This is a genomic window from Methanosphaera sp. DEW79, assembly GCF_003266085.1.
In the GTDB taxonomy this organism is placed as follows: Archaea; Methanobacteriota; Methanobacteria; order Methanobacteriales; family Methanobacteriaceae; genus Methanosphaera; species Methanosphaera stadtmanae.
Window position 1 is genome coordinate 1 of sequence record NZ_MUZW01000005.1, and the last position, 14,823, is coordinate 14,823.

The 14,823-nt window shown below is 29.2% G+C and carries 9 protein-coding genes and 1 tRNA gene; all 10 read left to right on the forward strand.

The window, feature by feature from the left end; genetic code table 11:
• Window positions 1–1,858: cation-translocating P-type ATPase (locus tag BZ132_RS00670; protein ID WP_286940106.1), on the forward strand; the 1,858-nt coding region annotated here is incomplete at its 5' end.
• A 351-nt stretch (window positions 1,859–2,209) separates the two neighbouring features.
• On the forward strand, window positions 2,210–2,416 hold the full coding sequence (locus tag BZ132_RS00675) for a histone family protein (RefSeq protein WP_011405740.1): 207 nt from the start codon (window positions 2,210–2,212) through the stop codon (window positions 2,414–2,416).
• 169 nt (window positions 2,417–2,585) lie between these two features.
• Window positions 2,586–2,656: transfer RNA gene (locus BZ132_RS00680), tRNA-Cys, on the forward strand.
• Between the two features lie 102 nt (window positions 2,657–2,758).
• Complete coding sequence (gene cysS / locus BZ132_RS00685; RefSeq protein ID WP_011405741.1) at window positions 2,759–4,129, forward strand: cysteine--tRNA ligase; 1,371 nt, start codon at window positions 2,759–2,761, stop codon at window positions 4,127–4,129.
• 159 nt (window positions 4,130–4,288) lie between these two features.
• On the forward strand, window positions 4,289–4,894 hold the full coding sequence (hdrC, locus tag BZ132_RS00690) for a ferredoxin:CoB-CoM heterodisulfide reductase subunit HdrC (protein ID WP_286940108.1): 606 nt from the start codon (window positions 4,289–4,291) through the stop codon (window positions 4,892–4,894).
• 14 nt (window positions 4,895–4,908) lie between these two features.
• Window positions 4,909–5,889: a ferredoxin:CoB-CoM heterodisulfide reductase subunit HdrB gene (hdrB, locus tag BZ132_RS00695; protein WP_286940110.1), complete on the forward strand. Its 981-nt coding sequence runs from the start codon at window positions 4,909–4,911 to the stop codon at window positions 5,887–5,889.
• Window positions 5,882–8,197 carry an FAD-dependent oxidoreductase gene (locus BZ132_RS00700; protein WP_011405744.1) on the forward strand — a complete coding sequence of 772 codons (2,316 nt, stop codon included), beginning with the start codon at window positions 5,882–5,884 and terminating at the stop codon, window positions 8,195–8,197. The genes hdrB and BZ132_RS00700 overlap by 8 nt, the downstream gene beginning before the upstream one ends.
• Window positions 8,198–8,226: 29 nt before the next feature.
• Entirely contained in the window at window positions 8,227–10,422 is a 2,196-nt protein-coding gene (locus BZ132_RS00705; RefSeq protein WP_286940113.1) for a DEAD/DEAH box helicase, read from the forward strand.
• Between the two features lie 632 nt (window positions 10,423–11,054).
• Window positions 11,055–12,440, forward strand: coding sequence for a 2,3-diphosphoglycerate synthetase (locus tag BZ132_RS00710; RefSeq protein WP_286940114.1), 1,386 nt, complete (start codon window positions 11,055–11,057; stop codon window positions 12,438–12,440).
• Window positions 12,441–12,961: 521 nt separating this feature from the next.
• Window positions 12,962–14,569, forward strand: a complete 1,608-nt coding sequence (thsA, locus tag BZ132_RS00715) for a thermosome subunit alpha (protein ID WP_011405747.1) — start codon at window positions 12,962–12,964, stop codon at window positions 14,567–14,569.
• Window positions 14,570–14,823 lie beyond the last annotated feature (254 nt).

Here is a 14,823-nt window from a genome sequence, read left to right on the forward strand (position 1 = left end):
AATTATAGTAAGTAGTGGAATACTATTTGCACTAGGACACTTACTTGAATACTTCTCAGTATTTGGGGGAACTCTTGCAACAGTAATATTTGCAATAGGTGCAATAATAGCAGGATATGATATTGCAAAAATGGCAAAAAAAGCAGTGTTTACAAGACATACAATAACTCCAGCAGTATTGATGTGTATTGCAGCAGTAGCATCATTTTTAATAGGTCATCCTGAAGAAGGTGCTGCTGTAACATTTTTATACTTTATAGCAGAATTCTTAGAAGATTATTCAGAACAAAGAGCACAACATTCAATTAAATCATTGGTAGAAATAGCACCTGAAAAGGCACGTCTGAAAGTAGGAAACACTGTAGAAACAGTATCTATTGATGAGGTTAAAGTAGGAGAAATTGTAATAGTAAAACCAGGGGATAAAGTACCATTAGATGGTAAGGTAATAGAAGGAGTATCTACAATCAACCAATCATCAATTACTGGAGAGAGCATACCAGTAACAAAAACAATTAAAGATAAAGTATTTGCAGGAACAGTAAATCAAGATGGATATCTTGAAATAGAAGTTACAAAAGCATCAAAAGATAGTGTAATATCTAAGATTGTAACACTGGTAAAACAATCACAACTAAATAGATCACACACAGAAACATATGTTGAAAAAATAGCAAAATACTATACTCCAGCAATAATTATAATAACCATATGTGTAGCAATAATTCCGCCATTATTCTTTGGAGAAAACATTGTAGATTGGATATACAGGGCATTATCCCTTATGGTAATATCATGTCCATGTGCATTTTTAATATCAACACCAATTGGAATGGTCTCTTCAATAACCTCTGCAACAAGACAAGGAGTGTTAATTAAGGGAAGTAGCTATGTTGAAGAAATGCGTAATATTAAAGCAGTAATATTTGATAAAACAGGTACTTTAACCGAAGGAAAACTTGAAATTATGGATATTGATGTTTTAGATGATAAATATACAAAAGATGATTTAATAGAAATAGCATCTTCTCTTGAAAAAAAATCTACACATCCTATAGCAACAGCAATAGTAAATCATGCTAAAGACAATAATCTTCAAATTAAAGAAGTTAAAAACTTTAAAAATATTCCAGGAAAAGGTATTGTAGGATACATTAATAACAAACAATACTATGCAGCAAATGAATCACTTATAGAGAATAGTGAATTTATAGTATCAAGAGAAACAGTAATTAACTATGCTAGTGATGGAAAAACTGTTGTCTTTATAGGAAATGAAGAAAAAGTCATAGGTATAATCACTGTAATGGATAAAATTAGAGATGAATCTGAAGAAGTAATCAGAAACTTAAATAATGCTGGTGTAAAAACAGTAATGTTAACTGGAGATAATAAAATTGCAGCCCATGCTGTATCAGATAAAATAGGTGTAACTTATATCTACTCAGACCTATTACCTGAAGATAAATTGAATATAGTTGATACTATACGGAATAAATTTGGTGATGTTGCAATGGTGGGAGATGGAATAAATGATGCACCAGCACTTGCAAGATCTAATGTTGGAATTGCAATGGGTGCTGCAGGATCTGATGTTGCAATAGAAACTGCAGATGTAGCACTTATGCAGGATGATTTAACAAAGTTACCTTACTTATTTAGTTTAAGTACTAAAACAATGAGTATTATTAAACAAAATATTATAACAGCAATATCAGTTAAATTTCTATTTGTAATACTAGCTATACTTGGTTTAATTACTTTGATGATGGCAGTAGGTATTGGAGATATGGGATTAACGCTTCTTGTTATTCTAAACTCATTTAGAATTGGAAGAGTTAAAGATCCTATTTTCTAATGGAATTTATAGGTTATATAGAATAAGTAGAATATGATATGAAATTAAGGAATTATTATTAATTATTTTCTTTAATTATCCTATTTTATTTTTTAATTTCATTTTTTAGTAAATTATTTTTATTTAATATAAATAAGGATTCATGAATCATATTTTATTTTATTTTTTTTAAAAATCTTATTTTAATTTTTCAGTCTTAATTTAAGTTTTATTTTCTGATTTTATTATTTTTTTATAGTATTTTATTATATCTAAGGGTATTACTTTAATATCTGTCATATTAAAGGCTAAATATTACCATATATTTAAATACTACTATATTGTAATATAATATATATTGGAGGTGAAAATATGGCTGAGTTACCAATTGCTCCTGTAGGCAGATTATTAAAAAATGCAGGTGCTAGCAGAATAAGTGATGATGCTAAAGAAGAATTAGCAGAAGTACTCGAAACATTCGGTACATCCATCGCAGAAGATGCAGTAAAACTTGCAAAACATGCAGGTAGAAAAACTGTTAAAGCATCCGACATTGAGTTAGCATGCAGAGACTTATAAAAACAACTTGTTTTTATGTTTTATTTTTTCTTTTTTTATAGGAATCTTTATAGGCATTCTTTTGGTCTTCAATTAACTTGTGTTTACAGGGGACTAACCACAATCTTTATATATTACTTTGTAAATATATAATAATGCTTACTAAAAGTTAATAATTATTTTTGTTTTTGCCAAGGTTACCGAGTGGCTAGGTGTGTGGCTGCAGACCATAATACTTGGGTTCAAATCCCAACCTTGGCTTTTATTATAAATTCTAATTTTAAATAAAATTTTATAGTTTTAATTATAGATATATGTATTATTATTATAATTTTCTAAATTATTTTAGGAGTATTTTATATCATGATTAAAGTATACAGTACAATGACTCGTCAAAAAGAAGAGTTGAAAGTAACTAACAATAAAATTAAATTATTTGTATGTGGACCTACAGTGTATGATTACTCACATATTGGTCATGCAAGAACATATATCTCATTTGATGTAATAGTAAGATATCTTAAACATGAAGGATATTCAGTATTTTATTTACAAAATATTACAGATATTGATGATAAAATTATAAAAAGAGCAAAGGAAAATAATGAAGATCCACTAGAATTATCTCATAGATTTGAAAAAGAATACCTTAAAGACATGGAAACATTAAATGTATCTAATGTAAACTTCTATGCAAGAGCAACAGAACATATGAATGAAATTATTAATCAAATCCAAGATTTAATTGATAAAGGATATGCATATGATACAGAAACTGGAGTTTACTTCGATGTATCTAAATTTGAAGATTTTGGTAAATTATCCAACAGAAATCTTGATGATTTACAAAATACAAGAATACAAATAGATTCTACTAAAAAAGATCCAAAAGACTTTGCATTATGGAAAAAACAGGATGAACAACCTTACTGGGAATCTCCATGGGGTAATGGAAGACCAGGATGGCATATTGAAGATACTGCAATAACAGAAGCATACTTTGGTCCTCAATATGATATACATGGAGGAGGATTAGATTTAATATTCCCTCATCATGATGCAGAAATAGCTCAAATGGAAGCATCCTCTGGTAAGGAACCATTAGTAGAATACTGGATGCACACTGGATTTTTAAATGTGTCTGGTGAAAAAATGAGTAAATCCTTGGGAAACTTCATTACTATTAAAGAATTGTTAGAAATAGTTACTCCCGAAGTTTACAGGTTCTTTGTATTATCTACTCATTATAGAAGCCCTATTGATTTTAGTGAAGATACATTAAAACAAGCTGAAAATAGTCTTAAAAGAATTCAAAATACTGGTAAAATCATCATAGATAAATTAACTGAAGATAATTTACCTGAAGGAAAAGTACTTGATGAGGACTTAGAATTATTTAAGGAAGAATTCTTCAATGCAATGAACAATGATTTCAACACACCTATTGCTTTATCTAATTTATTTGATTTTACCCATAAGATAAATAAGGCAATTAGTAGTAATGAAGTATCAAGAAATACTCTAAATAATATAGTTGAAACATTTAAGGATATTGAATCTATACTTGGATTTGATATAATAGTTGAGGATGATATGGTTTCTGATGTATCAGGAGATTTATTAAATATTATCACTGAAATTAGAGAAGATCTTCGTTCTAAAAAGGATTGGGATTTAGCTGATAAAATTAGGGATGAATTGGCAAATCTTGATATTACATTAGAGGATAAATAATTCTCTTTATTTTTTTTAATAATATTTTATAACATTGTTATTGTAGCGGTAATGTAATAACAATATCATATTATTTATTAAAAAATTTTAAGTATTATAAACATATATCAAGTATAAAGAAGTATAAAAAAATAGTAATTTAATAATAGGTGAATTTCATTGAATGTTAAAAGGAGAGAAATGGGTCAATCAAAAAAGGATGATTTGGCCTATAAAGTATTAAAGGATATAAAGGCATCCCCTGATTTAGGACTACTTAGATGTGTACAATGTGGAATGTGTGCATCATCATGTCCAGCAGCAAGACACTCAGAATATGATCCAAGAGTAGTAATAAAACGAGTTCTTGATGATGATAAAACATTACTTGAAGACAAATATATATGGAACTGTTTCTACTGCTACAACTGTCATAGTGTATGTCCAGTAGGAAACAGTGTATGTGAAGTAAATCAAATACTAAGACAAATGGCAATAGATAAAGACACAGGAAAAAAAGAAATAGAATCATTTATGAGCTTTGCAGACAGTTTCCTTGATACAGGATTAGGAGTAATACCAAAAGAATATCATAAACAATTATCTAAGGATTATGGACCACATTGGGATAGATTACAACAACAACTTGAAGATGTACGTAAAACACTAAATTTAGAAAGTATGTTTTTACTTCCAGAAGCAGAAAAAGAAGTAGATAAAACATTAGAAGCAATAGGATTTAAAAACAGAGTTAAGAAAATAAAAGATGTAAGGGACAAGAAATAGTGGGGGAAGAAAGTATGGAACAAACAAATACAAAAAACATACCAATAAAGGACATAACACTATTTAGAAGCTGTCTTGTATCTGCAGAATATCCTGGAATTGAAGCATCAACAAAATATATCTTTGATAAACTAGGAATAGAATATGTAATAGATCGTAATCAATCATGTTGTACAGGACTAGGACATTACTATGATATATTTGATGAATTATCAACAACAGCACTAGCAGCAAGAAACTTCAGTCATGCAATAGAAAACAAACACAAACACTACGTACCAATGTGTGCAACATGCTATGCAATCTTAAAAAATGCCGCAAAAACATTAAATCAAAAAGATGATGTTAGAGAAAAGATAAATAATGCCTTTTGTGAAAATGGTCTTGAAAATCTACAATACAAAAAAGATTCAATCAATCCAACAGATGACATAACACATGTTGCAGATCTATTATATCACTTTAAAGACCAACTAAAAAAACATAAAAAAGTAGATATTTCAGGACTAAAAATAGCAACACACCATGGATGTCATTACTGTAAAGTACATTATGATGATACACTCTGTGGAGTAAGAAATCCACAACTCATGGATAAAATATGTGAAGCAATGGATGTACCAACAATAGGATGGTATGATCATAAAAGATTAACATGTGGCTGTGGATTCAGACAAAGATATGCAAATAGAGAATTATCATTAGAAGCATCAACAGATAAATTTGAAAGTCTATATAAGGAGGATGTTGATGTGTTACTTGTTATGTGCCCAAATTGTCATCTTCAATTTGATAGATATGAAAGAGTAATACAACAACACACAGGACATAAAAAACACATGGTAATATTGAATATTGCACAACTAATAGCACTATATATGGGAGCACATCCATATAAAACAGTAGGAATACAGACACACACAACAAATGTAGAACCAATTCTTGATAAACTAGGTATAGAATATGATAGTGGGGAGGATTCATTACATGACTAATCAACATAAAATAGGAGTATTTCTATGTCATTGTGGTGGAAACATATCTGATGTACTGAAATTAGATAAAATAGAAAAACAACTCATTAAAAACAATGAAGTAGTATCAATTAAACATCATGAAAATCTATGTTCACTAGAAGGAAGGAAGATAATTAAGGATCAGATTCTTAGAGAAAATCTAGATCGTGTAGTGATTGCTGCATGTTCAAGAGTAACTCATGGAGAAACATTTCAAAACTATATAAAACCATTAAATCCATACTTATTTGAAATGCCAAATGTAAGGGAACAATGTTCATGGGTTACTAAAAATCATGAAGAAGCAACAAATAAGGCATTATCTCTAATAAACTCTGCAATAGAATCAGTAAAATATGATGAACCACTTGAAAAAATTCCAACACAAGTAAAAAACAGTGTACTTGTTATAGGAGCAGGAATTTCTGGGATAACAACAGCAGTATCACTTGCAAAACAGGGAATGAAAGTAACACTCATTGAAAAGAGACCAGCAGTAGGAGGCGCAATGGTACAGGTAGGTAAAGTATTTTCACCAGAAAAACTCACAGAAGACTGTGCTGCATGTCTTTTAAATCCTGTTATAGATGAAATGGTTCATAATAAAAATATAAGATTATTAACCAATACAAAACTTGAACGTTCAGAAAGAAGAGCAGGAAACTTTGATGTAATACTTAGAAAAAAACCAGTCTATGTTGATACACAGAAATGTACTAGTTGTGGGAGATGTACAAGTGCCTGTCCAACAGTAGTTCCTGATGAATGGAATGAAGGATTAATAAATAGAAAAGCAATATATAAACCATTTCCACAGGCAGTTCCAAGTACATACACATTAGATGATGAACACTGTATTAAATGTGGGATATGTACAAATGTCTGTCCTACAAATGCAATAGATCTTGATGCTATAGATGATATTATTTCATTAACAGTAGGTTCTGTTGTAATTGCAACTGGACATCAAAGATTTGATACAAGTAAAAGACCAGAATATGGTCATGAGTTGTATGAGGATGTATTAAGTCAAATGGAACTGGCAAGAGTAATGGGAGTAAATGGTCCAACACATGGAAAACTTCTTGTTCCTTCAACAGGTAAAGTTCCACGTCGTGTTGTAATGATACAATGTGTAGGTTCAAGAGACCAACTACCTGGAGGTCATAAATACTGTTCAAAGGTCTGTTGTATGGTAGCACTAAAGAGTGCAAATCTAATAAGAACACATTATCCTGATACAGAAGTTATAATCTGTTATACTGATATAAGAACTCCTGGTGTCTATGAAAAATATTATAAATATGGACAAGATAATGGTATTGAATTGATACGTGGAAGACCAGGAGAGATTGCACGTGAAGATGATCATATGATTGTAAGGATAGAGGATACTTTAACAGGAATTAGAGAAGAAATTCCTACAGATTTAATAGTATTATCTGCAGCTTTAGAATCATCTAAAGGTACAATTGAAGTTGCAAAAACATTAAATGTGGCTTTAACAGAGGATAACTTTATTAAAGAAAAACATCCAAAAATGAAACCAGTAACAACTGATATTGAAGGAATATTTGTTTGTGGTACAGCACAGGGACCAAAAGATATAACAGATAGTATTATTCAGGCAAATGCTGCAGCAACTAAAATATCAGAACTAGTAAATGGTGGACTTGAAGTTGAACCATTTATTGCATCTATAAATGTTAAAAAATGTGTTCTATGTGGAAGTTGTGTTGAAAACTGTGTATATCAGGCAATAACATTAAATAGAAATTCAATACATGTTGATGCAATATCATGTACTGGTTGTGGAGATTGTATAATCACATGTCCTCAGGAGGCAATAAGTATTCAAGGACAAAGTGATGATAAATTAGAAGCTAGTATTAGGGGAATATTAAAGAATAAAAAAGATGATGAACGTATTATCATAGCATTTCTCGATGATATTGGTAATGTTTCTGCAAATAACATGGGAATTAATAGGGTGTCCTGTCCAAGTTCTGTAAGAATTATTAATGTACCATTTATAAATCGTGTAAAATATAGGCATGTCTTATATGCCCTAACACATGGTGCCGATGGAGTATTCATTGGAGAATATCCAGATACACCTAAACATAAGGAAATACGTGAAAATGTAAATATTATGAAGAAACATTTAGAAGAAGAAGGAATTAATCCAAATAGACTAATAATACACAGTGTATTTATACCTTACTTTAGAGGTTTAGCAAATCAATTTAAGGAATTTGATGAAGAATTAAGATTAAATTCCTATTAATTCTTCAGATATTCTTTAGGAGTTATATTATGATATCACAAGAAAAATACATTGAATTGGTTGAAACAATACTAAATAGAAGTATGACTAATAGTAGTCAAAAAGAAGCAATTATGGCACCAGTTGATGAGAGTCAGTACATTGTTGCAGGACCAGGTAGTGGAAAAACAACAGTACTTGTTTTAAAGATATTAAAATACTACTTTGTTGATGATATTAGCTTTGATGATGTTATAGTAACTACCTTTACAAAGAAGGCTGCAAGAGAATTAAAAAATAGAACTATTCTTTGGGCTAAAATGATTTCTGAAGCATTGGATTATGATCTTAATTATGATTTTAATAGAATGGTTATTGGTACCTTGGATAGTATTGCTGAGGATATTGTCTGTGATGGTGAATCTATTGAAGTTATAGATAATTTCACATCATCAGCTCTTATGATGCAAACATTACTTTTAGATAATAAGAATTCTAATAAGAAATTAAAACAATTTCTTAAAAAACTTAAAAACAGTGTCGGTGGTGTAAATACTACTGAGATGAACAATCAAATAAGATCTATTAGAGAACGTATTTATTATGATATTGTTGATTATGATAAATTAAAAGAAAATTCTAATAATGAATACATATTATTTGATATTATTGATGCATATAACATGACTCTTAAAGAAAGGGGAATACTTGATTATCCTATGCTTGAAACTAGGTTGTATGATATGTTATGTGATTGTAAAGTTTCTAGATTGAATCATTTTAAAGTACTTCTAATTGATGAGTACCAGGATACTAATTATCTACAAGAACAAATCTACTTTAAAATGGCAAGATATGTCTTGGAAAATAATGGTAACATCACTGTAGTAGGTGATGATGATCAGTCATTGTATCGTTTTAGAGGAGCAACAATTGATCTTTTCACAGAGTATTTAAAAAGAATAAATGATTATATGGGTATTACACCTAAGAGCATTTTTTTAAAGAAAAATTACAGGTCAACTGTTAATATCATTAACTTTGTTAATGAATTCATACATTTAGATAAGAAGTATGAATCATCTCGTAGTATAAATAAGCCATTAATAGAACCAGATTCTAATTCACCTAATGGTTTACCTGTAATGGGCATGTTTAGAAACAACATTGAAGAATTAACAACTGATCTGTCCAATCTGATCTATGATTTAAAAATTGGAAAAGATACTTCCCGAAGAGTTGGTAGTAAAATATATGATTTAAAACAAAAAGATAATCCTTCAATAGCAATTCTTACAAATTCTCCAAAGGAAATAAGTGCATATAATAGACATAGGTTACCATTCTATGTAAGAGAATCTATAACTGGAAGAAGTGAGGATATTGCAGTATTTAATCCTAGGGGTCAAAATATAGAGGCCACAGACATTGTTTCATTAATTTGTGGTTTAATACTTGTTTCTATTGATTCTGATGCTACTATTGAAAATAATTTAGATAACATACCACCTCATACAAAGAAAATACTAAAAGATTGGAGAAAAAAGGTGGAAAATTATTTATCTTGTAAAGAAAAAGAAGTACCATTATATGAGGATGATATAGTCTTATCTGATTTATTAGATGATATAGAAGTAGAATGTAGTGATTTAATTAAGGAATCTAGTGAAAATAGTATTTATCATGATATAATTATGGAAACTATAAATCAGACTAACAATGCAATAAGTGATGAAGGTAGACTCTCTGCTAATCAAATATTCTGGCACATACTTGTACCTATTGCATCAGGTGCTGTTAATGTGGATGATGACATGTTTGATGTTAGTATTGATGAAAATATAAATATCATGTCTATTCATCAGGCAAAGGGTTTGGAATTTGATATTGTTATTGTTGATGTTGGATGTGATATTTATAAAAATGATGCATCATCTGCCTTTAAAAGATTTCCAAAAAATGGTGGTAAAACACATAGTATTGAGAAATATCTTGGTGATTATTCTAAGTTATCACTTTCTAATGAAAATAAGGGTTTGGACAATGCTTTTAATGATCTTATTAGACGATACTTTGTTGCATATACTCGTGCTAAGTCATTGTTAATTCTTGTTGGATTAAATAGTATGCGTTATGGTTATAAGGGTGATTTTCAGGATAATATTAAAATACCTAATGTTGCAACAGGATGGTCTCGAGATAAAATATGTCATTGGGTAAATTTAGATAATTTAATTCATATATAAAAAAATAGTATTTGTATTTAAAAAGAAATAAAGAGTAAAGATTTCACTCTATCCGTGGTATCTTTTTTCTCTAACTCCTCTTCCTTTTTTATTTCCTTGTTTTTTGTATCCAGATTTTGGTCTGGTTCTTCTGTTGGTTCCTTTAACTTTTGCCATGATTTTCCCTCCTCTTAATGTGAATTTAAAAAAAATTATTTCATTATCTTCTTTTTAAGTTCGAACTTTTTTTTGATAATGTCCTTTAACTTAATTGTTATGTTAAGTTTTTTCATCATGAAATAGTATAATATAATATATTTAAATACAATAATATATATTTTTTTATTTTTCAAACTACTTTTTACTTATATAATTACTACCTCTATTTTATTTTCAATATCTCTTTTTGGATTACTTCTATGAATATCTGTTATAGTAGCTTGTTTTGGGGGGTGTATGTTTGATAGGGGAAGTGAATGTTTTAGTTTTTAGGTAATACTTTTATTTTATTCCAGACATAAATTGCAAGTGTAAATATGTATTAGTAGGTAGTCTTTTAAATAATAATGTAAATAAAAATTATTATATACTTTATAAAAAAAGATTTTTTCATATTATGAATATTCAAAAGAATTCATGTGGAGGGTATTTTATTGAAATCAAAAAATTCTAAGAGTGTATTGTGTTTAGTTGATGGAGAACATTATTTTCCAGTAACAAAATCGGCTGTTGATAAAATAGAAAGTAAGGGTTATGACGTTAAATTACTCTTATTTATAGGTGGAACTGAAAAACTAAGGGATACAAATGTGGATATAATTTCAGAAATGTTTAATAAACCTGTATTATTTGGTCAAGATCATAGTAAAGTTCCATATGACTTAATAGAAGAATCTATAAAAGAATATGATGTGGGAATGGTTGTTGATTTATCTGATGAACCTGTTGTAAACTATTCAATAAGATTTAATATAGCAACAATTGCACTACTTAATGGTTGTATGTATAAGGGATCTGATTTTGAATTTAAAGCATTAGAAGAGGAAGATGTACTTAATAATCCATCATATAAAATTATAGGTACAGGTAAAAGAATTGGAAAAACTGCAGTTTCTGCATATACTGCTCGTCTTATTAACAAGGATAGTGATTTTGTTCCATGTGTTGTTGCAATGGGAAGAGGTGGACCTCAAATACCTGAAATAGTACGTGGTGATAAAATACATTTAACTCCCAAATATCTTATGGAAAAATCTGATAAGGGCTTTCATGCAGCATCAGATCACTGGGAGGATGCTTTAATGAGTAGAGTTTTAACAGTAGGTTGTAGAAGATGTGCTGGTGGAATGGCAGGTATGGTATATGAGACAAACATGGTTGAAGGAGCAATGATGACCAATGATTTGGATGTGAATCTTGTAGCACTAGAGGGTAGTGGTTCTGCAATACCTCCAGTAAAGGCTGATAAACAAATAGTTCTTGTTGGTGGCCATCAGCCAATGGAAACATTAACAGAATATTTTGGTCCATATAGAATTAAATTAGCAGATCTTATTATAATAACAATGTGTGATGAACAAATCTGTTCTAGGGAAAAATTAGATGATTTATTAATTAAGATACATGAAATTAATCCAAATGCAGATATTGTTCCAACAATATTTAGGCCACATCCTGTAGATGATATATCTAATAAAAATATTTTATTTGCAACAACTGCACCAGAATCAGTACAACATCTATTAAAGGACTATTTGGAAGAAAACTTTAATTGTAATGTAGTGGCTATTTCATCTCACTTGTCCAACAGACCTCTTCTTCAAAGGGATATTGAAGAAAATATTGATAACATTGACTGTATGCTTACAGAACTAAAGGCAGCAGCAGTAGATGTGGCAACTAAAGATGCATTAAATAAAGGTTTAGAAGTAGTTTATTGTGATAACATTCCAATAGCAATAAACGATGAGTATGATTTAGATAAATCAATAATGAATATTGTATATGAAGCAAAAGAAAGCTTTAATAAAAAAGATTAGTTTGAATGAATTAAGAAAGATACAAGTAGCTATTGTATTAATTTTTATAGAACTTCTAATAATTTAAAAAGTAATTGCTTAGATATAAATGAGTATACAGTAGAATAGGGAATTATTTAAGAAAATTTATTCTATAATATGTTATTTTTTGATTATACTTTTTTTATTTTTTTATTTTTTAGTAAATATATATTTAATGTCGTGTTTTTGTGTTTTTAATCCATTATTTTTGTAAAAATATTTTGAAAAATAGTAAAGTATTTATATAACTTCAAACACCCTTATTAACAATAAGTTTATTATATATAATAAATATAATAATATACAGTTGGAAAAATATTTTAAAAGATTATTTTCATAAAAATAATGTTTATTAATTATCAAATTTTTATATCAGTCTAAATTAAAAAAACACGGTTTTAGCATATTATTCATTAAAAAAGAAATTCATTTAATCAGTCTATAATAAAAAAAAGAATTTAAAAAAATTAATAATATCTAAAAATTGGAGGATAATTAATATGGTACAAAATAACCAACAACCATTAATAGTTCTAGCTGATGGTTCTACACGAACAAGTGGTAGTCAAGCAACTAAAAACAATATAATGGCTGCAAAACTATTATCCAACGTACTTAAAACAACATTAGGTCCAAGAGGAATGGACAAAATGTTAATTAACTCTATTGGTGATGTGAAAATAACCAACGATGGTTACACAGTACTTAAAGAAACAGAACCAGATCATCCTGCAGCAAAAATGATTGTAGACCTTGCAAAAATGCAAGAAGAAGAATATGGTGATGGAACAACAACAGCAGTAGTGTTAGTTGGAGAAATATTAAAAGAAGCAGAAAAACTAATTGAACAAGGAATACCAACATCCACAATAGTAAAAGGATTTGAAGAATCAAAAAACAAAACCCTTGAAGTATTAGATGAAATAGCAATTCCTGCTCAAGAAGAAGAACTAATAAACGTTGCAAGAACATCCATGTCTGGAAAAGGATCTTTTACAAACCTTGATAAAATGGCAAAAGAATTAGTTGAAGCATTACTAAATGTTGAAGAAGATGGCCAAATAGATCAAGACATGATCAAAATCAGAAAAATCCATGGAGAAGGTACAGAAGACACAGAAATCTCAGAATGTGTAACTGTAGATAAAAATGTTTTAGAATCAGAAATGCCAAAAGATGTTAAAGATGCTAAAATAGCACTTCTACAATATCCAATGGATGCAAGAGAACTACAAAATGATGCTAAAATAAAACTCACCACACCAGGTGAATACCAAGCATACTTAGATAAAGAAGCACAAATGCTTCAAGATGAAGTACAAAAACTTGTAGATGCAGGAGTAACAGTACTCTTCAACAACAAAAAAATCAGTGACCTATGTCAACACTACCTTACAAAAGCTGGAATACTAACAGCAAAAAGAGTAAAAGCAGGAGATCTTGAAAGATTATCCAAAGCAACAGGTGCAAACATAGTAAATGATATTAAAGAACTTACAAGTGATGATCTTGGAGAAGCAGGTCATGTATATGAAAGAGAAGTATTTGAAGACAGAGAATACATATTCATAGAAGACTGTAAATATGCTGGAGTTTTAAACATCATAATCAGAGGAAGTACAAAACACATTACTGATCAACTAGAACAAGCAATCAACGATGCAATAGGAGCAGTAATAAAAACAAGACAAGATGATAAAGCACTTCCTGGAGGAGGAGCAGCAGATATTGCAGCATCCAAAGCCTTAAGAAAATATGCAAATAAATTCACTGATAAAGAACAATTAGTAATTAAAGCATATGCTGATGCATTAGAACAATTACCAGTAGCTTTAGCTAAAAATGCTGGAATGGACACAATAGATGTCTTAACAAAACTTTTAGCAAAACAAAATGAATCCACAAATATGGGAGTAAATGTAATAAAAAGAGATGTATCTGATATGAAAGCAGATAAAATCCTTGATTCACAAAATTCCAAAAAAGCAATAGTAGAATCAGCTACAGAAATAGCAGGTGAAATACTACGTATTGATGATGTGGTATCAACAAAACCAATGACTCCTGTAGGTGGAGACATGCCTGGAACACCAAATCCATACATGTAAACAATAAGAAGATTAAGATAACTTCTTAATAATCTTCTTTTTTAAAAACTAGTTTTAATTCATATTTAAAAAAAGTAAAAATTAGTTAATAAACTATTTCTTTATTATCTTTCAATAGATGTTGTCGTAGTAGATATATAATTACTACAGGAATAATTACTCCTAAATAATTAAATGACATACCTATTATTTTAAATGCCACTCCAAAAGATATTAAAGTTGTAATTATTAGAAAAATTCTCAAAACATTACTT

Bases quoted from the DNA above. Each gene is read 5' to 3' on its own strand.
- BZ132_RS00675 (WP_011405740.1), top strand. From the start codon at position 2,210: ATGGCTGAGTTACCAATTGCTCCTGTAGGCAGATTATTAAAAAATGCA.
- cysS (WP_011405741.1), top strand. From the start codon at position 2,759: ATGATTAAAGTATACAGTACAATGACTCGTCAAAAAGAAGAGTTGAAA.
- hdrB (WP_286940110.1), top strand. From the start codon at position 4,909: ATGGAACAAACAAATACAAAAAACATACCAATAAAGGACATAACACTA.
- BZ132_RS00700 (WP_011405744.1), top strand. From the start codon at position 5,882: ATGACTAATCAACATAAAATAGGAGTATTTCTATGTCATTGTGGTGGA.
- BZ132_RS00705 (WP_286940113.1), top strand. From the start codon at position 8,227: ATGATATCACAAGAAAAATACATTGAATTGGTTGAAACAATACTAAAT.
- thsA (WP_011405747.1), top strand. From the start codon at position 12,962: ATGGTACAAAATAACCAACAACCATTAATAGTTCTAGCTGATGGTTCT.